21 protein-coding genes and 2 tRNA genes are annotated in these 23,919 nt (G+C 70.5%); 10 read left to right on the top strand and 13 right to left on the bottom strand.

The features are described 5' to 3' along the window. Nucleotides 1-34 precede the first annotated feature (34 nt). The 11 genes from E0H26_RS25550 to E0H26_RS25600 all read right to left on the bottom strand — a co-directional run bounded on the left by E0H26_RS25550 (nucleotide 35) and on the right by E0H26_RS25600 (nucleotide 13,460). Nucleotides 35-1,189, bottom strand: a complete 1,155-nt coding sequence (locus E0H26_RS25550; protein ID WP_131308045.1) for a helix-turn-helix domain-containing protein — start codon at nucleotides 1,187-1,189, stop codon at nucleotides 35-37. A gap of 432 nt (nucleotides 1,190-1,621) precedes the next feature. Continuing rightward, nucleotides 1,622-2,662: a M23 family metallopeptidase gene (locus E0H26_RS25555; RefSeq protein WP_131308047.1), complete on the bottom strand. Its 1,041-nt coding sequence runs from the start codon at nucleotides 2,660-2,662 to the stop codon at nucleotides 1,622-1,624. After that, entirely contained in the window at nucleotides 2,650-3,453 is an 804-nt protein-coding gene (locus E0H26_RS25560) for a replication-relaxation family protein (protein WP_131308049.1), read from the bottom strand. Before E0H26_RS25560 ends, E0H26_RS25555 begins: the two co-directional genes overlap by 13 nt. Nucleotides 3,454-3,515: 62 nt before the next feature. Next, entirely contained in the window at nucleotides 3,516-5,114 is a 1,599-nt protein-coding gene (locus tag E0H26_RS25565) for a type IV secretory system conjugative DNA transfer family protein (RefSeq protein WP_240742368.1), read from the bottom strand. After that, nucleotides 5,111-6,391, bottom strand: a complete 1,281-nt coding sequence (locus E0H26_RS25570; RefSeq protein WP_131308051.1) for a hypothetical protein — start codon at nucleotides 6,389-6,391, stop codon at nucleotides 5,111-5,113. Before E0H26_RS25570 ends, E0H26_RS25565 begins: the two co-directional genes overlap by 4 nt. 111 nt (nucleotides 6,392-6,502) lie before the next feature. Then, nucleotides 6,503-8,293 (bottom strand): VirB4 family type IV secretion system protein, encoded by a 1,791-nt coding sequence (locus tag E0H26_RS25575; protein ID WP_131308053.1) that lies wholly within the window; start codon nucleotides 8,291-8,293, stop codon nucleotides 6,503-6,505. Nucleotides 8,294-8,299: 6 nt separating this feature from the next. Beyond that, nucleotides 8,300-9,163 (bottom strand): PrgI family protein, encoded by an 864-nt coding sequence (locus E0H26_RS25580; RefSeq protein ID WP_240742375.1) that lies wholly within the window; start codon nucleotides 9,161-9,163, stop codon nucleotides 8,300-8,302. Between the two features lie 47 nt (nucleotides 9,164-9,210). Further along, nucleotides 9,211-11,322 (bottom strand): TrbL/VirB6 family protein, encoded by a 2,112-nt coding sequence (locus E0H26_RS25585; protein ID WP_240742369.1) that lies wholly within the window; start codon nucleotides 11,320-11,322, stop codon nucleotides 9,211-9,213. Continuing rightward, entirely contained in the window at nucleotides 11,322-11,768 is a 447-nt protein-coding gene (locus tag E0H26_RS25590) for a pilin (protein WP_131308057.1), read from the bottom strand. The genes E0H26_RS25585 and E0H26_RS25590 overlap by 1 nt, the downstream gene beginning before the upstream one ends. Nucleotides 11,769-12,042: 274 nt before the next feature. After that, entirely contained in the window at nucleotides 12,043-12,867 is an 825-nt protein-coding gene (locus E0H26_RS25595; RefSeq protein ID WP_131308059.1) for a hypothetical protein, read from the bottom strand. A 338-nt stretch (nucleotides 12,868-13,205) separates the two neighbouring features. Next, entirely contained in the window at nucleotides 13,206-13,460 is a 255-nt protein-coding gene (locus E0H26_RS25600) for a hypothetical protein (protein ID WP_131308061.1), read from the bottom strand. A gap of 64 nt (nucleotides 13,461-13,524) precedes the next feature. Here E0H26_RS25600 and E0H26_RS25605 point away from each other — a divergent pair, with 64 nt between their 5' ends. The 4 genes from E0H26_RS25605 to E0H26_RS25620 all read left to right on the top strand — a co-directional run bounded on the left by E0H26_RS25605 (nucleotide 13,525) and on the right by E0H26_RS25620 (nucleotide 16,957). Next, nucleotides 13,525-14,247: a hypothetical protein gene (locus tag E0H26_RS25605; RefSeq protein ID WP_131308063.1), complete on the top strand. Its 723-nt coding sequence runs from the start codon at nucleotides 13,525-13,527 to the stop codon at nucleotides 14,245-14,247. Next, nucleotides 14,240-15,193 (top strand): TRM11 family SAM-dependent methyltransferase, encoded by a 954-nt coding sequence (locus E0H26_RS25610; protein WP_240742370.1) that lies wholly within the window; start codon nucleotides 14,240-14,242, stop codon nucleotides 15,191-15,193. Before E0H26_RS25605 ends, E0H26_RS25610 begins: the two co-directional genes overlap by 8 nt. Beyond that, nucleotides 15,190-15,501 (top strand): MerR family transcriptional regulator, encoded by a 312-nt coding sequence (locus tag E0H26_RS29660; protein ID WP_131308065.1) that lies wholly within the window; start codon nucleotides 15,190-15,192, stop codon nucleotides 15,499-15,501. The genes E0H26_RS25610 and E0H26_RS29660 overlap by 4 nt, the downstream gene beginning before the upstream one ends. Nucleotides 15,502-15,589: 88 nt before the next feature. Then, complete coding sequence (locus E0H26_RS25620; RefSeq protein ID WP_165521984.1) at nucleotides 15,590-16,957, top strand: tyrosine-type recombinase/integrase; 1,368 nt, start codon at nucleotides 15,590-15,592, stop codon at nucleotides 16,955-16,957. Between the two features lie 151 nt (nucleotides 16,958-17,108). Here E0H26_RS25620 and E0H26_RS25625 read toward each other — a convergent pair. Further along, nucleotides 17,109-17,182 (bottom strand) — tRNA-Gly (locus tag E0H26_RS25625). Between the two features lie 267 nt (nucleotides 17,183-17,449). On the opposite strand from E0H26_RS25625, the gene E0H26_RS25630 reads away from it, so the two are divergent. From E0H26_RS25630 to E0H26_RS25655, 6 genes are all read left to right on the top strand, one after another. Then, a tRNA-Pro gene (locus tag E0H26_RS25630) sits at nucleotides 17,450-17,523 on the top strand. A 159-nt stretch (nucleotides 17,524-17,682) separates the two neighbouring features. Further along, on the top strand, nucleotides 17,683-19,029 hold the full coding sequence (gene tig / locus E0H26_RS25635) for a trigger factor (RefSeq protein WP_131308070.1): 1,347 nt from the start codon (nucleotides 17,683-17,685) through the stop codon (nucleotides 19,027-19,029). Between the two features lie 171 nt (nucleotides 19,030-19,200). Next, complete coding sequence (locus E0H26_RS25640; RefSeq protein ID WP_131308072.1) at nucleotides 19,201-19,842, top strand: ATP-dependent Clp protease proteolytic subunit; 642 nt, start codon at nucleotides 19,201-19,203, stop codon at nucleotides 19,840-19,842. 14 nt (nucleotides 19,843-19,856) lie between these two features. Continuing rightward, nucleotides 19,857-20,519, top strand: a complete 663-nt coding sequence (locus E0H26_RS25645; RefSeq protein WP_131308073.1) for an ATP-dependent Clp protease proteolytic subunit — start codon at nucleotides 19,857-19,859, stop codon at nucleotides 20,517-20,519. Nucleotides 20,520-20,727: 208 nt separating this feature from the next. Further along, on the top strand, nucleotides 20,728-22,023 hold the full coding sequence (gene clpX / locus E0H26_RS25650) for an ATP-dependent Clp protease ATP-binding subunit ClpX (protein WP_131308075.1): 1,296 nt from the start codon (nucleotides 20,728-20,730) through the stop codon (nucleotides 22,021-22,023). 61 nt (nucleotides 22,024-22,084) lie between these two features. Continuing rightward, nucleotides 22,085-22,882 (top strand): carbon-nitrogen hydrolase family protein, encoded by a 798-nt coding sequence (locus E0H26_RS25655; RefSeq protein ID WP_131308077.1) that lies wholly within the window; start codon nucleotides 22,085-22,087, stop codon nucleotides 22,880-22,882. Nucleotides 22,883-22,907: 25 nt separating this feature from the next. On the opposite strand, the gene E0H26_RS25660 is transcribed toward E0H26_RS25655, so the two are convergent. Next, nucleotides 22,908-23,135, bottom strand: coding sequence for a hypothetical protein (locus E0H26_RS25660; RefSeq protein WP_131308079.1), 228 nt, complete (start codon nucleotides 23,133-23,135; stop codon nucleotides 22,908-22,910). Between the last annotated feature and the right edge of the window lie 784 nt (nucleotides 23,136-23,919).

Here is a 23,919-nt window from a genome sequence, read left to right on the forward strand (position 1 = left end):
CGGGCATGGGTGCCCGGCCCCGGCGGGTGGTCGGTCAGGCCGGGACCGGCGCAGCGGTGGCCTCGTCGGTGCCGGCCTCGTCGGCGCTGCTCTCGTCACCGGCGGGCGGGGTGGTGTCGGCCTGCGACGGGGCCATGAACGCGCGAACCTCGGCGGTCGGGGCGGGCGGGTTGTCCGCGAGGGCGTAGGTTTCCGGGGCCTCACGGGTCAGGACCAGCACCCCGAACCCGGTCAGCTTCTCCATGCCGTTGCGGACCGCCCCGGGGCTACGTCCGCCGATCTCACGGGCGACGGTGCCGGGGGTCACGTCGTGGCCGGGGCCGAGGTCACGCATGAACGCCTCGACCCGGTTACGCAACTCGTTCTTGCCCAACTTGACCGACCCGTCGCTGTTGATCTCACCCGTGGTGCGGCCGGTGCCGGTGGTTCGGCGGGCCGAGGGACGGCGGATCTTGCGGGTGTGACCGCACGTCGGGCACGTGCTGTGCGTCGGCGCGTTCGCCGGGTCCACCGTGGCGAGGTCACCGTCCCCGATCACCCACAACTCGTCACCATCCTCGGTGACCGGCAGGCGACGGGCCGCACCGGCAACCTCCATCGCAGCGAGGATCGTGTCACCCATCGCCACCGACAGACCGCTCTCCCCGATCGCCGCATCGGCGGTGATGCCGTCCGGGTGACCGCCCAACACACCCGCCATGATCAACACCTTCAGGTCGGGCTGGCGCGGCCCGACCGGCACCCCCGACACCGACACCCCCGACACCGGCACGCCGGACACGGGCGCGCCCGACACCGGGGCCTCCGGCAGCGTCGACCCGTCCGCCTCATCGGCCCCGTTCGCGTCGTCGGCGGAGGTCGGCTCGCTGGCCGGGTCCGGCGTCGTGTCAGTGGTGGCCGGGGCGTCGTCGGCGGTGGTCGGCTCGCTGGCCGGGTCCGGCGTCGTGTCGGTCGTGGTGGCGAGTGCCCACGTGTCGGCGCTCTTGCGGTTGCCCTTGGCCGGGTCGGGGGTGCGGGTGGCGGTCCCGGCGGCCTCCATGGCGGTGAGCGCCTCGGTGACGACCGACAGCGGCAGGTTTGCCTGTCCGGCCAGCTTGCGGGCGGTGACGCCGGGGTGGTCGCGCAGCGCCTCGGCGACGGCGGACCGGGCCTCGTCGGTGCCGGGGGTCAAAACGATGTTCGCGGTCATGGCAATACACCTCCACATAAGGGGTCGACAAATAGCGATTCCGCGTACGCGCAATGCGTATTGTTTGCGGTTTCGCTGGGGCGGTTTTTGTTGCCCACGTCCATGGACGCTCGATGCCCGATGGTTGTCAACCCCGCCACCCAAGACTCTTTACCGGGGGGCGACACAACGCCGCGCCGATCCTCCTATCCGGAAACCCTGCCGCCGCACGATGCGCCATTAAGCGGCCCCTATTCGACGGTGCGCCACGTTCGGCGCACCTCCCTACCCCGCATGGGGTCAGCAGGGCGTGACCCGCATACGCCGTCTTACGGGGTACCGGTTTTCGGGATGTCAACGATGACGCCACGCGCGTCCGGTAGGGCCAGACGCGCGACGGGTCGCGCACCCACGAAAGCGCATTCATATGGTGCGGTAAATCACTTCACGGCTTTACAGCGCTACGCCTCTTTGACGCATGAACGGCACCGGATCAACGGCATTGTTGCCGTCTTCGTGGATCTCGTAGTGCACATGGGGGCCGGAGGAGTTTCCGGAGCTTCCGACGTGGCCTATCGGTTGTCCGGCGACCACCGTTTGACCGACCGTTACGGTCGGTTGCCGGACCATGTGGCAGTAGCGCGAAACGATGTCGCCAGCGTGGCGGATGTCGGCGTACCAGCCGCACCCGCCGAGGCCGGGGTATCCGTCGCTGTCGCACGGCATCGGCCCGCCGGTAGGTTCCCACGACTCGCCCCCGACGTTGCACCGTACGCGCACCACCACGCCGCCGGACGCGGCCCGGATGACGGTGCCTTTCGGAGCCATGATGTCGACCCCGTCGTGGCCGGGCCGTGCGGCGGTACGGAAGCCGGACCCTGCCGTGCCCACCACGGGGCGAGTCCACCCGGAGGCGCTGATCGGCGCGCCGTCGCAGACCGGCAGCGTCCCGCGGGTGTACGCGGCGACGATCTCGGTTGCCCGTGTCTCGTGCTTGGCGTAGGCGTCCGGGTAGGCGGACCGTTGCACTGTCTGTGCCGCATCGGTGAGCGGTAGCCGTTCCCACCCGGGCACGGTGAGAAGCCGTTCGTAGAACGTGGCGGCGGCGTACTCGGGGTTCATGATCTGTTCCGGGGTGCCCCATCCTTGCGACGGTCGCTGTTGGAACAGCCCCAACGAGTCATGATCGTTGGCCGGGCCGAGGTGCCCGTGGTTGATCAGCGAGGATTCTTGGAGGGCGGTGGCAACGGCGATCACCCACCCGCGCACGGGTACCCGTATCCGCTCACCCACGGTCACGATCATCGAGGCGTTACGGGCCTGTTCAGCCGACAACCCCGCCGGGGTCGCGCCCGGCGCGGTGACCGCCCCGACGCAGCTACCCCCACCACCCCCGCCACCGAACACCGACGACACGACACCGGCGGTAGCGGAGGTGAGCAGCAGCAGCGCTACGGCTACTCCGGTCGCGACCCACAGGGCTACCCGTCCCACGACGCACCGCCCCCGCCCGGTGCGGGTAGGTCGGCCAGACGCACCCGGTCGGGGTGCCCCAGGATGCGCCAGACCGGCCCCGCCGGGCCGCCGGACGAGGCGGCGGCGGTGGCCACGGTCACCCCGTCCGGTACCCCGGTCCGCCGGAGGTGGGTGTGCAGGTTGGCCTCACGGGCGGCGGTGGGTAGCCAGAACAGCACCGGGTATGCCCGGCGGGGCGGTAGTGCGGCGTAGCCGGTCAGCTTGCCCATCACCCGGGCAAGGGTTTCGGTGCCGAGGTCGGCCTCGACCCAGAACGGCCCCGTTCGGCCGTTGTCGGCCCACACGCCGTGTCCGTCCGGGCGGACCAGGTTGCCGCACGCTTCCCGGCAGCGTGCCTCGTTCCACCATCGCACCAACCGCGCGCCAGGATGCGCGCGAGCGTGCGCGGTGAGCGCGACGAAGAACCCGTTCACGGTCACCAGGTGCGCCAACGTCGGGGACATGGCAAGACGGGCGGTAGCGTCGCGTACGGCAGCCGGACGGGGCAGCGCCTCACCCTTGCCGGCTGCGACGAGGGCCGCGCCGACCGGGCCGAGGGTCCACCGCCACGCTTGCGACCCGGGCCGCTGGTAGTGCCGGAACCGGTCGAGGATGTCCCTGCCGTGAAGGGTGTTGAGGCGGTTGCGGGCACGACCGACCGACCCGAACGCCAGGTCGACGAGCTGATCGGTGGTGAACGTTCGGTGCTGGTCGAGCAGGTCCAGGAGGTGCCGGTCTCGGGGCGTGAGGCGGCCGAGTTCGGCGGCCACCACGGACGCCGTCAGGCGGAGACTGCCGGTGGCAGGTGTGCGGGTAGGAGGGATATCTCTTATCAGTCGGTTCCGGTCCACCGGTCCTCCTCACCGCCGTCCACGTGCGCGTATGGCGTGTTCAAGGGGGCGTGTTCACCCGGTGGTTCGTGGTCGTTGCGTTCCTCGTTGGATCGCTCGTTAGACCTCTCGTTAGAACCCTCGCCCTGAACAGCGAAGGTGTTCCGACCCACCAGGTCACCGACCTCGGCATCGACCGGGACGGAAGAGTCGGCGGTGGCCGAGGCGGTAGCGGCTTCGGCGAGCAGCCGCCGCCGCTGCTTCACGGGCAGGCCGGTGTGGTCTCGGGCCGCGCGGCGCAGCTCGCCGGCACGCCCCGCGACGGCCGGCGGTGGCGGCTCAGTATCGGCGGTGACCGGTGGCACAACCCGGCCACCGGCGACGGGCCGCAGAACGACTTCGTAGCCGCCGAGACGGATCAGATCTCCGTCATCGAGGTACGGCCGCAGGTGCCGGGCTTGGTCGATGGCGTCGCGGGGGGCGAGGGCGAAGTACACCTTGTTCCGCGCGTTGGCGTCGATCGCCTCCACCATGTCCCCGGACAACTGACCGAGGTACTGGTGGGCGAGGACGAACGAGGTGTGCAAGCCGCGGGCCTCGGCGAGAGCGTCATCGAGCCCGATGGGCAGATGCAGGAAGTTGTGGCACTCGTCCAACACGATCATCGCGTCGGGACGCTCATCCTCCGGGATGCGGGCGCGGGCGGTGGTGGCCTGCCACAACCCCGCCAGCAGCAGGGAGCCGACCAGGCGGGTGCCGTCCTCGCCGATGACCCCCTTGGGCAGCCGCGCGAGCATGATGCCGCCGTCGAGGATGTCCGCGAAGGAGAACGTGGTGGCCGGCACCCCGAACAGGCTGTTCGCCATCGGATGCGCCAGCACCAGGCGCAGCCGGGACAACAGCGGGGCCACGAGGCCGGAGCGCTGCGCGGCGGGCAGTTCGTTGAAGCCTTCCCAGAACTCGCCGAGGGTGTTGCCCTCCCAGGCGTTCAGCTTGCCGGTAGCGGTAGCGATCCGTTCGGCTCGCCAGGTGGAGTCGGACAGCAGCCGCGGTAGCTGGGCGAGGGTGGCGCCTTCGACGTGAGCGAGGGTGAGCAGGCCGTGGTAGCAGATGTCGGCGGTCCGGTGACCCCACCACCGCGACCACACCTTCGCCATCACCGCCGTGAGGTTCGCCGCCACATCGTGCGCGCTGCCGCCGTGCACAGCCGGGTCAAGCAGGTTGATCGCCGGGGGCGCGGCCCGCTCCTCCGGGTCGATCAGGACCAGCCGGTCACCGCACGACGTGGGCAGCCGGGCCAGCAGGTCACGGATCAGGTCGCCCTTGGCCGGGTCGAACGCGGCCACGCCGCGCCCGGCCTCCACGTCGTCCAGGATCATCCGCATCAGCAGGGTCGTCTTGCCTGTGCCGGTCGGCCCGAGCGCGTGGACGTGGTACCGGCAATCGGTCAAGGAGATCCCGACCCGCATCGGCGGCCCGGCGTTGGCGACGCCGATGACCTTGCCGCCCAGGCCGTGCCGCTGGTCGAGCGGCACCAGGTTCAGCCTGCGGCCCTCCGGACGGGACTTCGACACGGCAGCCCTGGATTCGATCTTGTTCACGGTGTGCTCCAGACGGTCGGCGGGTCGCCGTGCTCGCCGCTCCGCTGCGACAGGGCTGGTGGGTCGGCGAGCGGGCGCTGGCGCGGGGCAGGGACGGCGCGGAAGATGTCGCGGGTGGCAGGCCGACGCCGGGACGCCGCACCGGGTAGGCCGTAGGCGGCCGGCTCGGCGGGCAGGCCGGCGAAGGCGGCGGCTTCCGCGACGGAGACGAGGCTCATCCGGGCCTCGGGCACCCACCGGTCGGCCGCCGCGACCGCACCACGGCGGAGCCGGCGGCGGGTGACGTGCGCCGACAGCAACCCGAACCCGGAGCTGACATCAGCCGCCGCCGCGACGGCGGCGGCCTTGGTCGGGCCAGCGGCGACCGTATGCACGGCGACGAGCAGGTGGGGTGCGTCGGCGTACTTCGCCCGCGCCTGCCGGGCCAGCTCGGCGGTGTACGGGTCGGTCGAGCTGGTGCGCCGCCTCGGGCTCGACGGGCCGGGCGTGACGATGTCCAAGACGCCGATGATCAGCCCGCGCAGCCCGTCAGCGAGCAGCCCGATCGCGCGGGATGCCCCTCGGGGGCTGCGAGCTTGTTGCGGGTTGGTCATCGCGCGGCGTAGCACCCGCAGGCGGTGCGCTGGTGCCCGGCCGAGGTGGACCTGTAGGAGCGCGCCGCCGGTGCGCCCGGCTGAGGCGAGGCCGCCATAGACGGCCCGGAGCCGGTCCTCTTCGGGGGCGCCCGCGTCCGTGCCTCGGCGCGGTGCCGGTGTGGTGTCCTCGACCAGGGGCAGCCACTCGGGCTGGGTGGGCCAGACCGCGAGGGCGGCCACGGCCCCGGTCGTCGGGACGGCCGGTGGGCGGGTCTGTTCGGCCCGTGCGCCGGGCCAGCCGCGTTGCAGCAGCCGCACCACGGCGGTCGGGTTGACCCCGGGCGGTAGCCACAGCCCGCAGCGCATCCCCTCCGGGTCGGCGGCGACCTCCCACACGAGCCGGGCCGGGCGCAGCGCCCACCGACGCGGCGCGGGCAACACCGTGGCGAGCAGCCGCCACAGACCGACCGTCGCGGCCGGAGTGGCGGTCACCGGCGGGGTGATCTCCAGCCAGCGTGCTGCGGCGGCGTGCCGCCGCCAGACGCGACGCCGCCACAGCGCCCACGCGACCCGCACGGCGAGCAGCGCCGCCACGGCGGCGAGCAGCAACGGCCACCGGTCGCGGACGAGACGCCACACGGCGTCGGTAGCGTCATCGCCCCAGGACCCGCACAGCAGCTCACCGACAACGGAGTCGGGCACGCCGCCCTGACCAGGCACACACCCGGCAGGCTCCAGAGGCGGCGACGGCGAGGATGGAGACAGGACACGGACGGGAACCATCAGGGACTCCGATCAGCGGACGGAAGAGGCTCAGCGGCGGCGGGCCGGTGCGCCGGTGACCGGGCCTGTGACGATCAACTCGTGCTCGGTGGCCGAGGCGTGGCTGTGGAAGGCCACCCGCGCCGATCCCGCCGTGAGCAGGGCGTCTCCGCGTTGGCAGGACAGCAGGAACGCCCGCTCGCCGTCGGTGAGTCCGAACGCCTCGGCCACGGCGTCGATCGCTTGCGGGGCCTGCCGCAGCAACACCTGCGTGGCGGCGTTGGAGACGACGGCGCGGCCGGTCTTGGTGGCGAGCACGTCAGCGGCATCCTGAGTCACCACGGTCAAGCCGGTGCCGTACTTGCGGGCGGACTTGGCCAGGGTCTCCAGGAACACGCCGCCGCGACCGCCGGACAGCAGCTTCCACGCCTCGTCCACCAGCACCATCCGCAGCGCATCGGGCCGCTGACCGGAGGTGGTCGCGCCGCGTACGGTGCGCCAGATCGTGTCCAGGGTGAGCAGCGTGCCCACCGGGTGAAGCTGTTCGGGAAGGTCCTTGATGGCGAACACCACCAGGTGCCCTCGGGCGGCGGTGGTTGTCGGCCCGTCGAACAGGCCCTTCATGCTCCCGGCGACATAGGGGTGCAGGCGGGCGGCGACTCGGCGGCCAGCGTCGTCGGTGTCCTCCAGCACGGCCGTCACATCGGTCAGCAGTGGTGCTGGACGTTTCCAGGTGCGCGGGTCGGTGGTGATGCCCTTGGCCCGGTATGCGGCCAGTACCGCGATGTCGAGGGAGCGTGCTTCGTCGCCGGGCAGGGGCGCGCTGACGGCGGTGTCGCCGCTAGCCATGACCGCGACGAGGGTCTGCATGAACCGTGCCCGGTCGTTGAGGGCATCGTCGCCGGGCGGCAGGTCGAGTGGGTTGATCTTCACCCCTGGCGTGCCGAGCCGGATGACCGTGCCGCCGACCGCGTCGGCCAGCCGCAGGTATTCGTCTTCGGGGTCGATGACGAACGCCTCCACCCCGAGGCACAGGTTGCGCAGCAGGTCGAGCTTGGCCAGGTACGACTTGCCTTCCCCGGAGCGGGCGAGGATGACGGCGTTGTAGTTGGACTGCGCCCACCGGTCCCACACCACGACCCCGGCCGAGTGCAGGTTGAGGCCGAACAACACACCCATGCCGCTGTCTGCGGCGGTGTCGGGCAGATCGGGCGACGTGAACGGAAAGCTCGCGGCGAGGGCGTCGGTGTCGAAGACCCGCTTCATCCCCAGCGCGTCGTAGGCCAGGGGTAGGCCGCTGATCCAGCCTTGCAACTGCCGCCACGTCACGGGCGCGGTGTCCAGCAGCAGCGACGCCGCGAGGGACCGCACCTCGGCCACCCGGTCGGCCAACTCATCAGGGCTGGTGCCGTGGACAGTCAGGTACAGGCCGAGGCGGAACAACCGGGCTTCGCCTCGGGCGACCCGCCCGGCCAGCTCGGCGGCGTCGACCGCGGCGGCGTCGAGTTCGGGATCGTCGAGGCGGCCCTTGGCCGCGTCCTGCCGGCGGGAGGACTCGAACCGGCCACGCTGCTTACGCAGCCGCTCAGCGGCCACCGCCGGCGCGACGGGCTCGATGTGAAACGCGGCATCGACCAGGCCCGGGTAGGACAAGAGTGGCTCGGCCCACCCCGGGCCGACCTCGGCCGGGTAGCCGACAACGGCCAGGGTGGCGGAGTAGCCGTCCCCGACCCGCACGTGCCGGCCGTCGACCTCGACGGCGTCCGGGGAGCCGGGCAGGACCGTGGGCGACTCAGGCACGGCACGCCGCCGCGTTGGCAGCAGTGCGGAAAGCAGCTTCACCACTGGTCACCTCCAGTTGTGGGGGCGTAGGACGAGGGGTGGGGCGGTGGGGTCGAGGCTGGCCGCGAGCCGCACCGCCGCGTCCGACCCATCGAGCACCCGGGCAGGCACCTCACAGCCGGCGAGGGCACGCACCGCATCGGCCGCTGTGTGAGCGGCGTGGTGCCCGCCGCGTCGGCTGCGCACGGCGACCGTGACCTGTCGATGCAGCAACTCGCGCCGCGCGGCCAGGTCATCGAGAAACGCCACGTGCGCGCGGGCGGCGTCCTCCAACGCGGGATGCGGCAGCCCGGGGGCGGCGGTGAGGAACCGGTCGGCGAGGTAGGTCAGGTCCACCCGCTGCGCCCGCACCACGATCTGCGCCGGGCCGTCGAGGCTGTGTAGCCACCGCGCGAACCCGGCCACCAGACTGTTCTGTTCGCCGGGCGTACGCAGCCCGAACGCCACCGTCGAGGCGGCGACCAGGCCCGTCGTGCCGTCCGAGCCGAGATCGATCAGCCCATCGACGGTGACACCTTGCGCGGGCAGCCGCAGCGGCGCGGGCACCGGTAGCCGGTCACCCGGCCCGGCGGTGGTGGCAACCCACGCCGGAGCCGGGAGGACCGGTCGGTCGACCGGCACGAGCCGACGCGGGCTGCGGCGATGCCGCAGGGCCGCGACGAGCCAGGCGTCGAGGCTGATGCCGTCCCGGCGGCCGACCGCGAGGAGGAACGCCCCAGCGGCGACCGGGATCGCGCCCACCACGAACACCAGCGGGTGTACCACGGTGGCCACCGCCGTCCACGCCGCGTAGAGCAGCAGACCCGCCACGGCGAGGATCACCAACTGCCGTCCCGACATGCCGAACGCAAGCCGATCAGGGCGCTCGATGTCGGCGGGCACCCGAGCCCGCATCGGAGCCTCGTCCGTGTGGCGGTTCACGGCTGATCACCCCTCGGTGTGGACGGGCGCCGCTGCGGCGCGGACGGTCGGGCAGGCCGATCCGGCGGCGGGGACGGAGGCCGTCCAGCGCGGACGGCGGACGGGTCCACCGGCATCGCGCTGGTGGGTGCGGACGGCCTCGCCGGACGAGGCGCGGACGGTGGAGCCGGGGACGGTGCCGCCGACCGGCGACCGTCCGGGGACGGCGGTACGGACGGGGACTGCGGACGGGGACGGGGCGTGCCGGTCGCCGTGGCCCGCCGGGCGGCGGCACTCGCCGCTGGTGGGGTTCGCACGGGTGTGCCGGCTGGTCGTGGGGTCGGGGTGACACGCCGCGCTGCCGTGGGCCGGGTCGCGGGCGTGGAGCCTCCCGGCGGAACCGCCCCCGACCCTTCCCGCGCGGTCCGAGTGCCGGTCGCGGGGGTGGCCTGGGCTGCGGAAAACACGGGCGCGACCGGGGCAGGTGGCCGACGCGGCGCGCTCTGCCGTCCTGGTGCGGCCGAGAACGCCACCGCCGGTGCCGCACCGCTACGCACTGGTCTCGGTGTCGTCGTCTCGGCGGCACTGAAGGCGACCCGTGCCGGTGGCACGACCGGTGCTGGCGGACTCGGCTGGGGCGGGGACGGGTGGGAGAACTGCACGGCCCCGACGCCTGCGGACGGCGGGGACGGTGGCGTGGACGGGGCGGCCGGGTGGCTGAAGGCCGGGGCGGCGTTCGTCCCGGACGGCGCGGGCAGCGGCGTGTGGCTGGCCGGGGCGTGGCTGAACGCGGCCGGTCCCGGCGGGGACGGCGGGACGGGAGCCGTCCCCGGTCGAGGCGGACGGGCCGGGCGGGGCGGACGGGGGCCACCGGGCAGCGGACGGGGGCCGGACGGACGGGGAGTCGTCCGTGCGGCGGTCCGGGCGGTGCTCGCGCCGCCCAGGATGCCGGCCGCCGCCCCGATCGTTTTGATCATCAGGAAGGCGTGGACGAGTTGCCCGAGCAGTCCTCGGCCGTTGCGCTGTCCGAGCGGGCCGAGGACGAACTGTCGCATCCAGCCCGGCAGTTTGATCAGCAGCCACAGCATCGTCAGGCACACCACGATGCCGAGGAGCCCGTGCTCGGTCGCGGGTATACCCATCACGGTCGGTCCGGCGGGGGTGAGGAACACCTTGATGCTGGCCATGACGACGATGGCCTGGCCGAGTTGCAGGCCGAGGCAGGCCAGCGTGCAGCGCCACCACAGGTGGGCCACTCCCTCGGTGAGCGGGCTTGCGTGGCAGATCAACGCCGCCGGGGCAACCCCGAGCAGGATGACCAGGGCGGCGAGCCGCAGCACGAAGGTGAACTCCAGGACGAGGCACATCACGATCACCGCGATGACCAGCAACGCCATCAGAAACCCGCCGCCTCGCAGAGCGTCGTCCACGATCTGCCGGATCGCCGTCGCCGCACTCGGGCCGTCGATCGTGTTCCCCGCGATAGCGACGGTGAGCGCATTGGTCAGCTCGATCGCCTTCTGACCGATGATCAGGCTGCAATTCGCCAGGACCACACCCACGGCGATGCGGGGTAGCACCTGCTTGAGCCCGTACTGCGTTTGCAACGTTTCCCGGGCGGTGACCAGGAACCCACCGGCCACGATGAACAAGACGACAACGCCGTTAGCGACGACCAGGCTGGTCGTCCAGATCGCCTTCACGTGCTCGTTCACCGTGAGGTCCGGGGTCGACAGCCACGATGCGCCGAGGGCTTCCATCACCGGCTGGAGAGCCTGCTCGGCAGCCCACACCACCAGGTCCACGACGGCTTTACGGATCTGGCCGCCGACGTCGTACCAGGCCGGATCGTCATCGACTCCCTGCGACGGCGGGCCGGGAGTTGGGGCCGGGCCGGGCGCGGGTGCCGGCGTGGGCTCCTCGGACGGTGACGGCTCGGCCCCCGGCGGGCGCACGCCCGGGTCGGGCACACCCGGCGTCGGTGTGCTGACCGGACCAGGTGCCGGGCTCGGCTGCGCCTGCGCCGTCCCCGCGAAGGCGACGGTCAGGCCGGCGAGAAGCATGACGCCGAGCCACAGCAGCACCACCCGCCGGACGACAGGGTGGGGTCGGATCGAGAGAGCGTCCATCACGCCACCCACGCGCCGACGATGGTCACGAACAGCGGCGCGAGCAGTGCGAGGGCGTAGCCGATCGCGGCGGACCGCAACGCGAGTTTGGCCTTCTCGACCTCGCCCGGATCGCCGTTCGCGGCCAGGTAGCGCAGGCCGCCGACAGTCAGGAACAGCGTGGCGACCGCGACGAGGATGCTGACAAGCCAGGCACGGATCCGGTTGGCGACCTGTTGGATCGACTCGGCGGCCAGCATCACCGAGGCGGGCTCGGCCGCGTGGGCGGCGATGGGCACGGCGGCGAGGGCCACCGTCACCGCGGCGGTACCGAGCACCACCAGCCCGACGCGGACCGTTGGCGGGACGTGTCGACGCAGGCGAGGAACGGTCAGCCGTCCCCGCCTGCCCGTCCCGAGGCGGCGGGGCGCCGCCACCTCGGGACGCGGGACAGGACGATGGTTCATGGGATCGGGCACCTCCATGGACGCACGCCGAGGCAGCCCCAGGCAGGGGCGCGGGGTGTGCGAATGGGCGGTAACGAAGGCGGGACCGGGCGTTGCGAGGTGACCTGCGGGTGCCGACCGGCGCGGCCGTCCTCCTCACCAGACGTGGCGATGGGGCCGGGGACCGTGCGGGGTGTCAGCGCCGTCAACGGGTCCGGTCGGAACAAGGTCACCTGCGCGGAAAGTCCCGCACTAGGGGATTACAAATCCGTGCCTCGGATTGGAAAGCCGCAGCTCAGGAGCGCTGCTTCCGGGCTGTGGGCGCGTCGAGGACCAGGGTCGCCGTGGCTTCGTTGACCACGTCGGCGTAGGGGTCGGACAGTTCACCGGACTCGATCGCGGCCCGCAGCCGGGCGACGGCGGCGGTGCGGCGCTTGTAGAGGTTCCAGCGGGGCTGGCCGGTGCGTTCGGCGTACGCGGTGAGGCTGACCTCTTCCAGGTAAGTCGCGCCGATCAGCTCCGCCTCCTGGACGGTGATGACCTCGGCGGTGACCGCGCGGGCGAGGACGAGATCCGGGTGCCCGTACGGGGCCGGCCGCACCACCGCACCCGGGGCGTGGTTCGGTGCCCCGGACGAGGCGGGCTCCAGGTCCCGCAGCTCCGTGCGGGCCTTGGAGAACGCCGCCGACAGCAGGTTCCCGACCACACCCGGCCTCGCCGCATCGACCGTGCCGAGAGCACGTAGGAAGTGCTCGACGATGGCGGCCTGCACGTCTCCGGTGAACAGCTTGGCCAGCAGGTACGCCTTGAACCGCAAGCCCGGCAACGCGACACCGACCGCACCGGCACGCCACGCCGGGTCACCGGTACGGGCGCGCTGCACCAGCAGCCGCCAGGCAGCGTCCCGGGCGGCGTAGCCGCAGGACGGGTGCATCAGGATCGCCGACAGCTCCGGCAGAGCAATGGCCCGGCGAGGCAGGCCGTGACCGAGGCTGCGGCCGTCCACCGACAGCGGGCTCGGTCCCTGCCCCATCAGCCGGAACCGGTACTCGATCTCGGTGAGCAGCGTCTCGCCACGCGGCCCGGCAGCCGGGCCGGTGGCGGGGATGCGACGGTCCATGGTGGTGCTCCCTCGTGGTGACCGTGTGCCGTCCGGCGGGATGCCGGTCGGCGCTGTGCCACCACGCCACCAGGGCCTTTGAACAGATCATGAACACTGCTGATCTTGTTCAAGGTGTCTCGACACGTGTTCAACCCGGCCATCGCCGGTCCCCGTCAATGCGTCTCTACGTCGGCCGCCGGACCCCCGAGCTATGGCGTGCAGCCCGTGGTCAGGCTGTTCAAGGCCCTCCGCACAGGCCGCAGCCGCGTCGGAACGGCACCCTTGAACACGCGCCGCCCGCGAGGCAGCCACGGGCTGAAGCGGGACGGCCATAAGGCGGCACTCGCCACTCGCGCTCACCTCCCATCGCGATGTTGTTCAAGGTCCCGAGGTGGTTGCCGCCTTGTGTTCAAGCAGGTGAAGATCTTGTTCAGACCAGCGATGATCTTGTTTAACCGGTCACCGATCTCGGCGGCGCTCCACACGGCTCGGGCGATGTCGACGGTCGGTGTCTCGACGGCTCTGACCTGCGTGTTCAACCCGTTGAGGATCTTGTTCAACCGGGCGGCGGCGGATGATGTGCCGTGGTCGGCGCGGAGCGCGGTTTCCAATCCGGGGCCGGGATTTGTAATCCCCTAGTGTCAGCGCTCGTCGGCGGACGTGGCCCACACGCCCATGCCGAAGCCCAGCTCCACCGCCCCCGGTGACCGGCCTCAGCCGGCACCGGTCGGGTTGCTCCTTCCCCGTACCCGCGTCCCACGCACGCCCGATCCGGGGGTGCCGCACTGGCACGGGCTGTCCCCGAGCCAGCTCGCCTACCTCATCCGCCGCTACACCGCCGTAGGTGGCGTGGTGCTCGACCTCGACGCGCACCACGCCACCCGCGCGGCGACCGCCTACCTGCGCCGGATACCGGCCCGGCTGATCACCGATCGCCACGGCCCGCGCGTGCAGTTCCGACCGCCCCCGCCCGGACACCGCAACCGACGCGCGGCACGCCGAACCGGCGCGTCCGTCGACCTGATCCTGGCGACCCTGCCGCAAGGAACACAGGCGCTCGACGCAGGCAGCGCGGCCACGACGATGCGGACCTGGCGGCCTCTGCTGCGCCCCGGCGGATTCCTGCTCGTCGGAGTCACCGCCGCGCTGCCTGGTCCGGGTGAGGTCAGCTACCGCGCCACGGTCATCGCCGCCGCCCGCGCCGTCGGCTTCTTCTACCACCAGCACATCCCCGCCGTCCTCGTCCCGCTGCCCGAGCACGAGCCCCGCACCGCCCCCGAACCCCCCGGCGAGGCCGACGACGGCAGGCGTCTGCTCGCCGGCCGGCACCTCCCGACCTTCCGGGACCTGCTCGCGTTCGGCACCACCGCCACCGGTGAGGAGATCGCCCGTGTCTGAGCCTCGTCCGCCGTCGCACACCGCCGGCCCCCACGACTCCGAACCGCCGCTTTCCGGTGTGTCGTCCGACTTGGCGGCCCGGCTCGCCGAGGGCTACCTCGGTGCGGTCTGGCTCACGGGCCAGGCCCCGTCGCGGGACCTGCGGCGCGGCCGATACACCCCCGAGTCGTTGATGCACCCCGGGAAGATGCTGCCCACCATCCCCCGGTACGCCATCCGCACCTACACCCACCCGGGCGATGTGGTGCTCGACCCGATGGCCGGCATCGGCACGACCGTCATCGAGGCCATGCACCTCGGTCGGCACGGCATCGGGGTCGAGTACGAAGCCGAATGGGTAGCCAAGGCAGCCGACAACATCCGCCACACCACCCAAGCCGGAGCACCGGGACGGGGCGAGATCTACCACGGGGACTCCACCGCCCTGCCGGCACTGCTGCCGGCGAGCCTGCACGGACAGGTGTCCCTGGTGATCACGTCACCGCCGTACGGGCCGTCCACCCACGGCCACGTCCGCACCCCCGGACCGAGACGCGGCAAGGTCCGCAAGATCCACCACAAGTACGGCGGCGGGGACAACCTCGCCTACCGCAGCCACGGCCAACTCGCCGACGGATTCACCGCGATCCTCGCCGGCTGCCGGACCATGCTGCGCCCCGGTGGACACGTCGTCGTCACCGCCCGGCCCTACCGGCGCCACGGCGAACTCATCGACATCCCCGGCATGGTCGTCGCCGCCGGCATCAACGCCGGCCTCGAACTGGTCGAGGAGTGCATCGCCCTCATCTGCGGTGTCCGCGACGGCGTGATCATCCCCCGGGCCTCGTTCTTCCAGCAGAAGAACACCCGCGACGCCATCGCCACCGGCGACCCGCAATGGCTCGTCCAGCATGAAGACGTGGTGGTCCTCAAGGCCCGGCCTGGCGAGCCGGGGGAGAGGGCGTGACGGAGATGGCCAGGCTTGACGACCACGCCGAGACGGAGCGTCCATCGACGCCGCGTACGTCGATCACGTCGTTCGGGACCGATAGCGGGGGGATCACCGCAGCCGATCTGCGGCTGCTTCCCGTCGCGTTTCCGTTCGACCCGGTGGTGCCGCAGGCGTTCGGAATCAGCCGAAGCGCGGCCTACCGGGCACTCGCGGCAGGGCAGTTACCGATCACTCCACTGCGGCTCGGGCGGAAGTTGATCGTGCGGCGCGCGGACCTACTCGCCGCCCTCGGCATTGATGAGGCGCCAGAACGCGGTGAGTAGGCGGCACAGGGCGCCGAGGACGCGACCCGCGTCCTCGGCGCGGACCGAGCGGCTCCGGACGGGGTCGCGGGAACGATGTGGAGGAAAGGTGAACCGACCGTACGTGCAGCGTGGCAAGCCCGTCGTGGGCGTGTTCCAGCGTTGTCAGAGCGACTGTTCGCCAGCGGGATGCCGGCGCGGCCACACATGGACGTTCATGGTGGAGCTGTCGGACCTCAGCGGGCAGCGGCGGCAGGTGAAGAAGGGCGGATTCGTCACTGGCAAGGATGCGGCTGGAGCCCGAGCCGACGTGATCCGCAAGCATCGTGAGGGTCTGCTTCCGCAGGACGCCGGGATCACGGTGGCGGTGTGGCTGCGGCAGTGGCTGGTCAGCCAGGAAGAGGTGCGGGGTCTTCGTGACGGCACCATCGTTGACTACCGTCGCCATATCGAGAGCTACTGGATTCCGAAGATCGGCAACGTCAAGCTTGTTGACCTTCGTCCGCAGCACGTCACCAACGCATTGCGTTCCATCAAGCAGGAACGCGAGGAGCAGATCAACAAGGCCAAGGAGTTGAAGGCCCGTTACGAGGCCGAGGCCGCGAGGGCCGATGAGGAGCGCAAGCGCGCGGGGCGTAAGCGCCCGGTGAAACCGAAGCGGGTCAGGGTGCCTCGCCGTTTCGGTCCTGCTACGGCGCTGCGGGCACACGCCACCCTTCGAGCTGCGCTGAACGCCGCGATGCGGGCAGAGAAGCTGTCTCGCAACGTCGCGGCGTTGGCTGACCGGCCGAGGGAAACGCGGCGGAAGGTGAAGCCCTGGAAGCCGGAGCAACTTGGTGCGTGGCTCGATGCCATCGCGGGGGAGCGGTTGTACCCGCTCTATCACTTGGGCGCTTTCGCCGGTCTGCGTCGGGGCGAACTCTGCGGCGTGAGCTGGGACGATGTTGACCTCGACGCCGGACACATCATCGTTGCGTGGCAGATCACCGGCATCAGCTACCGCAAGGCGAAGGTCGCCGAGAAGCAGGGGCAGGCGGTCAGTTATCGGGTCCGGCCGAAGACCAGCGACGGGGAGGACCGCACGGTTGACCTCGACGCCGTGACGATCCTGGTGCTGCGGGCGTGGCGACGTCAGCAAGCGAAGGAACGGCTGGCGCTGGGTCGGGCCTACCGGAACCGGGAGAACCTCGTGTTCACCCGCGCTGACGGAACGCCTCTCGACCCAGACCAGGTGTACAAGACGTTCAAACGCTTGGCACGTCGACACGGGCTGCCCGACGTGGCGTTGCACCACCTACGGCACGGGTCGGCGTCGCTACAGATTGAGGGCGGTGTCGACATCGCCGTCATCTCCAAGCGCCTCGGCCACAGCAAGATCAGCCTGACCAGCGACACCTACGGGCACCTGATCGGGACCGTGGGCAAATCGGCGGCCGAAGCGGCGGCAGCGGTAGTTCCCCGGCGGAAGACAGGCTAGCGCAAGCCGCGCGGTGGCAACCTCGACGGCTGGGCGGCGCAGGGGGTGCTGCTGCACCAAGATCCCTACCATTTCCCTACCACTTCGCCCTGCGCGCTGAAGTTTGTCGATGAAATGACAAGATGATCAAGCGTTGACCAGCCTGAACAGGTGGAGCGGGCGACGGGAATCGAACCCGCACCGTCAGTTTGGAAGACTGAAGCTCTGCCATTGAGCTACGCCCGCGTACGCCCGGAGAACCGGACGCGCCGACAGCCTACCCAATGCCCGCGAAGCTCGCGCGGCCGTATCCCCGGCGCCGCGCCGACCATGATCCCCACAAGTACGCCGATCTGGCGGTATCCCGTCGCCACGGATACCGCAACATCCAGGTAACGGAGCCATCCCACGAGCCAGTTACCACGGCGCGTGTCCGGTTTGTGGTTGTTCGGCGCGTTGGGTGGCGCCCCGGCATCCGGGTGTCGGGCCGAAGGCATAGACTGCTCGACGCCACGGGGTGTGGCGCAGCTTGGTAGCGCACTCGCTTTGGGAGCGAGGGGCCGTGGGTTCAAATCCCGCCACCCCGACTGCCGCCAGCGTGGGGCCGGTGCACCCGGGACGGTCGGCGGGCGGGAAGCTCCGCCGCCGGGTCCCCGGGCGCTGCCGGTCGGCCACGCCGGTTCGCCTACACTCGATGGGCCGAAAGTGCGCCCAGACTCAACCGAGATCCGTCAAGGAGTACGCCTGTGAAGAGCACCGTCGAGACTCTGAGCCCGACGCGCGTGCGGCTCGCCATCGAGGTGCCGTTCGTCGAGCTCGAGCCGAGCCTCAAGAAGGCGTACCGGGAGATCGGCCAGCAGATCCAGATCCCCGGCTTCCGTAAGGGGAAGGTGCCGCCGGCGATCATCGACCAGCGGGTGGGCCGGGGCACCGTGCTCAACGAGGCGGTGCAGGAGGCCATCCCGCAGAACATCCTCGCCGCGGTCCGTGAGCACGACCTGAAGACCCTTGGTCGTCCCGAGGTCGACATCACCGAGTTCAACGACGGTGACTCGCTGAACTTCACCGCCGAGGTGGACGTCCGGCCGGAGATCACCGTGCCGGATCTGGCCTCCGTCGAGGTCACCGTCGACGAGTTGCAGGTCGACGACAGCGAGATCGACGAGCAGGTGAAGAACCTGCGCGAGCGGTTCGCCACCCTCAAGACCGTCGAGCGCGCCGCGGCCGAGGGCGACTACGTCCAGATCGACCTGCGGGCGACCGTCGACGGCGAGGAGGTGCCGGGCGGCTCGGCCAGCAACATCTCCCACGAGGTGGGTAGCAAGCAGCTGCTGCCGGGCCTGGACGAGGCCCTGGTCGGCCTCGCCGCCGGCGACGACACCACCTTCACCACCCAGCTCGTCGGTGGCGACTTCGCCGGCCGGGACGCCGAGGTCCTGGTGACCGTGCGTACGGTCAAGGAGAAGGAGCTGCCCGAGCTGAACGACGAGTTCGCGCAGCTGGCCAGCGAGTTCGACACCATCGAGGAGCTGCGTGACGACCTGCGTGAGCGGGTCACTCGCGGCAAGCGGGTCGAGCAGATCTACGCCGCCCGGGACAAGGCCCTTGAGCAGCTGGTCGAGGCCGCCGAGGTGCCGGCGCCGGAGGGCGTCATCCGGGACGAGGTGGAGAGCCGCAAGCAGGCGATGATCGACCAGCTGGAGCGGATCGGCGCCTCGATGGAGGACTACCTCGCGGCCGAGGAGAAGACCGAGGAGCAGATCGACGCTGAGTTGACCGAGGCCGCCACCCAGGGCGTCAAGGTCCAGCTGCTGCTCGACACCCTCGCCGACGCCGAGGACGTGCAGGTCTCCGACGACGAGTTCGGCCACGAGATCGTCCACCGTGCCCAGCGCGCCGGCATGGCCCCGCAGCAGTACTACGACCAGCTGGTCCGCTCCGGTGCGGCCGGCGCGGTCTACGGCGACGTCCGCCGGGGCAAGGCGCTCGCCGCGGTCATGGAGCGCATCACGATCAAGGACTCGGCCGGCAACCAGATCAGCCTGGACGCGCTGCGCGAGGCGAGCGAGGCGGAGCACGCGCACGAGCACTGATCGCCGGGTGGGGCCACCGTCCGCCGGTTGCGGTGGGTGGTGGCCCGATCCCTTTCCGGGTACGCATCCCGAGGCCCCTGCGCTGAGAGCGAACAGTGCCCGGAGCGGGACTCTGCCGCCCGGCCAAGCGGTTAGTGTCGGACACGACGGTACGGAGAGCGAAGGGCTGCCATGACCGACATGCACATCCCAGCGAAGCCGCTCCGGGCGATTGACGCCCGAGGTGGCGACTCAATTGGCAACCTCGACGACTCGGTCTACAACCGGTTGCTCAAGGAGCGCATCATCTTCCTGGGCAGCGAGGTGAACGACCAGGTGGCCAACCGCATCTGCGCGCAGCTGCTGCTGCTCGCGGCGGAGGACCCGGACCGGGACATCTTCCTCTGGATCAACTCGCCGGGTGGCTCGGTCTACTCCGGCATGGCGATCTACGACACCATGCAGTACATCGACAACGACGTGTCGACCGTGGCGATGGGCATGGCGGCCTCCATGGGCCAGCTGCTGCTCTGCGCGGGCACCAAGGGCAAGCGCTACGCTCTGCCGCACGCCCGGATCATGATGCACCAGCCCTCGGGCGGCCTCGGTGGCACCGCGTCGGACATCGCGATCCAGGCCGAGCAGATGCTCTACACCAAGCGGATGTTCCAGGAGCGGGTCGCGCACCACACCGGCCAGACCCAGGCGCAGATCGAGGCGGACTCGGACCGCGACCGCTGGTTCACCGCCCAGGAGGCCATGGACTACGGCTTCATCGACAAGGTGATCATCGGGGCCGCACAGGTTCCCGAGGGCGCCGGGACCCTGAGCTGATCGAGGAGCAGACGATGACCGACCTCAGCCTGCCGCCCCAGTTCGCGGCCGTGCACAACCGCTACGTCCTGCCGTCGTTCGTCGAGCGCACGTCGTACGGGGTCAAGGAGTCCAACCCGTACAACAAGCTCTTCGAGGACCGGATCATCTTCCTCGGTGTCCAGGTGGACGACGCGTCGGCCAACGACGTGATGGCCCAGCTGCTGACCCTGGAGGGGACGGACCCCGACCGGGACATCATCATGTACATCAACTCGCCCGGCGGTTCGTTCACCGCGATGACGGCGATCTACGACACCATGCAGTACGTCCGGCCGGACATTCAGACCGTCTGCCTCGGCCAGGCCGCTTCCGCCGCGGCGGTGCTGCTCGCGGCGGGCACCCCGGGTAAGCGGATGGCGCTGCCGAACTCGCGGATCATCATCCACCAGCCGGCCACCGAGGGCGGCTACGGGCAGGGCTCGGACATCGAGATCCAGGCCCGGGAGATCCTGCGGATGCGTACCCAGCTGGAGGAGATGCTCTCCCGGCACTGCAACCGGCCGGTCGAGATGGTCCGCAAGGACATCGACCGTGACAAGATCATGACGGCCGAGGAGTCCCGGGAGTACGGGCTGGTCGACACGATCCTCAGTAGCCGTAAGAAGGGGTTGCTGGCCGCCAACGCGGCTGGCTGACCGGTACCGGGTCAGGGGTCGGCCGGTTCGGATGCCGGCCGACCTCTGACACACCCCGTTTTGGGGGTCGGAGAAAGCTCCGACAGCGGGTAACGTCGGGTCCGTACCGCTTCGCCGGGCGACCGGCGCGATGGGACGAAGACGGGCGGAGCGTAGCGTCCGCAGGTCGTGGCCGGGGCTCCGGCCGATGAGTGCAGGGAGAACGTAGGTGGCACGGATCGGTGACGGCGGCGACCTACTCAAGTGCTCCTTCTGCGGCAAGTCGCAGAAGCAGGTCAAGAAGCTCATCGCGGGCCCCGGGGTCTACATCTGCGACGAGTGCATCGATCTCTGCAACGAGATCATCGAAGAGGAGCTGGCCGAGTCCGGCGAGGTGAAGTGGGAAGAGCTTCCCAAGCCGATGGAGATCTGCCAGTTCCTCGACACCTACGTGGTGGGGCAGGAGCAGGCCAAGAAGGCGCTCGCCGTCGCGGTCTACAACCACTACAAGCGGATCCAGGCGGAGGCGGCCAACGCGCCGGGCGCCAACAACGACGGTGTCGAGCTGGCCAAGTCGAACATCCTGCTGCTCGGCCCGACCGGGTGCGGCAAGACCCACCTGGCGCAGACCCTCGCCCGGATGCTCAACGTCCCCTTCGCCGTCGCCGACGCCACCGCGCTGACCGAGGCCGGCTACGTCGGCGAGGACGTGGAGAACATCCTCCTCAAGCTGATCCAGGCCGCCGACTACGACATCAAGCGCGCCGAGACCGGCATCATCTACATCGACGAGATCGACAAGATCGCCCGCAAGTCGGAGAATCCGTCGATCACCCGCGACGTCTCCGGTGAGGGCGTCCAGCAGGCCCTGCTGAAGATGCTCGAAGGCACCGTGGCGAACGTGCCGCCGCAGGGCGGCCGTAAGCACCCGCACCAGGAGTTCATCCAGATCGACACCACGAACGTGCTGTTCATCTGTGGCGGGGCCTTCGCCGGTCTGGATCAGATCATCGAGGCGCGTACCGGCCACGGTGGCACCGGCTTCGGTGCCCGGCTCCGCGCGGTCTCCGAGCGTTCCACCGACGACATCTTCGGTCAGGTGATGCCGGAGGACATGCTCAAGTTCGGGCTGATCCCGGAGTTCATCGGCCGCCTGCCGGTGATCACCAGTGTCCGCAGCCTCGACCGGACGGCCCTGGTGCGCATCCTCACCGAGCCGCGCAACGCGCTGGTCCGGCAGTACCAGCGCCTCTTCGAGCTGGACGGCGTCGAGCTGGAGTTCGAACGGCCGGCCCTGGAGGCCATCGCCGACCAGGCGATGCTGCGGGGCACCGGCGCCCGTGGGCTGCGCGCCATCATGGAAGAGGTCCTGCTCTCCGTGATGTACGAGGTGCCCAGCAACCCCGACGCCGCCCGGGTGCTCATCACCCGCGAGGTGGTGCTGGAGAACGTCAATCCGACCATCGTCCCGCGTGAGTTCACCGGCCGCCGGGCCCGGCGCGAGCGCGAGGAGAAGTCCGCCTGAGCGGTCGGCGGCGAGCGCCTCGCCCTGCCGCTTGCGGCAGTTCGCCCGTACGCTGACAGCCATGCGCGTCGCCGTCTGCCAGCTGAACTCCCGCGACGACCGGAAGGCGAACCTGGTCGCCGCCGAGGCCCTGATCGACCGCGCGGCCGACGCCGGCGCGGACCTGGTGCTCCTTCCCGAGTACGTCGACTACCTGGGCCCGGGCGCCGGGATGCCCGCGCCGGAGCCGGTCGACGGCGAGGTCGGCCAGTTCTTCGCGGCCACCGCGCGTCGGCGGGGCATCTGGCTGATCGCCGGGTCCTTCCACGAGGCCGGCCCCGATCCCGAGCACACCTGGAACACCACGCTGGTCTTCGACCGCTCCGGCACGCTCGCCGCCAGCTACCGCAAGATCCACCTGTACGACGTGGAGATCCCCGGTCGCGTCTCGTACCACGAGTCGGCAACGGTGGCGCCGGGTGACCGGCCGGTGGTGGTGGAGGTCGAGGGACTCCGGGTCGGCCTGTCGATCTGTTACGACCTGCGCTTCCCCGAGTTGTATCGGCAGCTCGCCACCGATGGTGGTGCCCAACTGCTCGTGGTGCCCGCGGCGTTCATGATGCACACCGGACGCGACCACTGGGAGGTGCTGTTGCGCGCCCGGGCGATCGAGAACCAGTGCTTCGTCGCCGCTGCCGGGCAGACCGGCGACCACGAACCGGGCCGGACCTGTTACGGACGCAGCATGGTGATCGACCCGTGGGGGACCGTGCTGTCCCAGGTCTCCGACGGCCCCGGGTTCGCGATCGCCGACGTCGACCTGGACCGGCTCGCTCGTGTCCGTGCGGAGCTGCCGAGCCTGGCCAACCGCCGGCTCTGAGCGCGCCGAACGCCCGGCCGTCACGCTAACCCTGAAGCAGCACGCCCACCACCGCGAACCCGGCGATGGCAGCGGCGGTGACCAGCAGCGCGGTGCTCATCCGCGAGGGCCCGCGCCGGGCCAGCCGCCCGATCGACACCACGACGGCGAAGAGTACGAACGCTCCGATGATCAGTTGCCAGAACGGCAGCAGTAGGCCGAGCAGCGCGTCCTCGGCGAGGACCGGACTGGCGGGCCGGGACACGTCATCCATGCCAGACACTCTGGCACGCCGGAGCCCCTCGCGGTCGCCGGCGCGAGGACGCAGTCGTGGAGATGCCGACACAGGCGACTGTCTGCACGGAGTCACCGGTGCACCGCGAGGGAAGTCCGCGGCTGCGCTGCGGTGGTACCCGTTCTCCTATATCCACGACAGTCGACCGCGTCGCTGACATCGCCAGGACATCGACAAGCAATGATTTGCCTTCTCCGGTGCGTACGCGTAACTTTCTCTCTGCACGCGGGAAGCCGGGACAAACCGGCAGAGAACGGGCGCCGGACTGGCGGACGACGATGTCGATCGCGAGGCCGGGACTGGGCGGTGCGAGTGGCTCCGAAAGTTGGAGTTGCGATCGCGAAGCCGACCGGGTAAGGTTCTGAAGCCGGCAGGAGCCGGGCGGGTCACCTGAGCGGTGACTGGCCGGTCTGCGGTTTCCACGGAAGAAGCGACCGCCGAGAGGCGTGCGCCACCGTGGGTCTCGAACGGCATTCGAAGGGCACCTGATAGCTCAGGTTGACCACGAGAAGCGGTTCGGATAGTTTGGAGCGGTTGCCCCAGACAAGGTTTCGGATTCGAGGCCGAGTTTGGTGTGTGGTTGTTCTTTGAGAACTCAACAGGGTGCTTGATAAGCCAGTGCCAAGTTAGATTTTCTACCCCGTGCTGGGCTGAGCCTTTGTGGGTTTGGTCTGGTGGGGATTCCTTTGGCAACATTTGTTTGTTGCTGGGATTTCTTTTCAAGTTTTTGTTGGAGAGTTTGATCCTGGCTCAGGACGAACGC

The sequence above is a fragment of the Micromonospora zingiberis genome (genome assembly GCF_004331455.1).
GTDB classification, from domain to species: Bacteria; Actinomycetota; Actinomycetes; order Mycobacteriales; family Micromonosporaceae; genus Micromonospora; species Micromonospora zingiberis.

Bases quoted from the DNA above. Each gene is read 5' to 3' on its own strand.
- E0H26_RS25645 (WP_131308073.1), top strand. From the start codon at position 19,857: ATGACCGACCTCAGCCTGCCGCCCCAGTTCGCGGCCGTGCACAACCGC.
- E0H26_RS25590 (WP_131308057.1), bottom strand. From the start codon at position 11,768: ATGAACCATCGTCCTGTCCCGCGTCCCGAGGTGGCGGCGCCCCGCCGC.
- E0H26_RS25605 (WP_131308063.1), top strand. From the start codon at position 13,525: ATGCCGAAGCCCAGCTCCACCGCCCCCGGTGACCGGCCTCAGCCGGCA.
- E0H26_RS25550 (WP_131308045.1), bottom strand. From the start codon at position 1,189: ATGACCGCGAACATCGTTTTGACCCCCGGCACCGACGAGGCCCGGTCC.
- E0H26_RS25585 (WP_240742369.1), bottom strand. From the start codon at position 11,322: ATGGACGCTCTCTCGATCCGACCCCACCCTGTCGTCCGGCGGGTGGTG.
- E0H26_RS25640 (WP_131308072.1), top strand. From the start codon at position 19,201: ATGACCGACATGCACATCCCAGCGAAGCCGCTCCGGGCGATTGACGCC.
- E0H26_RS25595 (WP_131308059.1), bottom strand. From the start codon at position 12,867: ATGGACCGTCGCATCCCCGCCACCGGCCCGGCTGCCGGGCCGCGTGGC.
- E0H26_RS25655 (WP_131308077.1), top strand. From the start codon at position 22,085: ATGCGCGTCGCCGTCTGCCAGCTGAACTCCCGCGACGACCGGAAGGCG.
- E0H26_RS25660 (WP_131308079.1), bottom strand. From the start codon at position 23,135: ATGGATGACGTGTCCCGGCCCGCCAGTCCGGTCCTCGCCGAGGACGCG.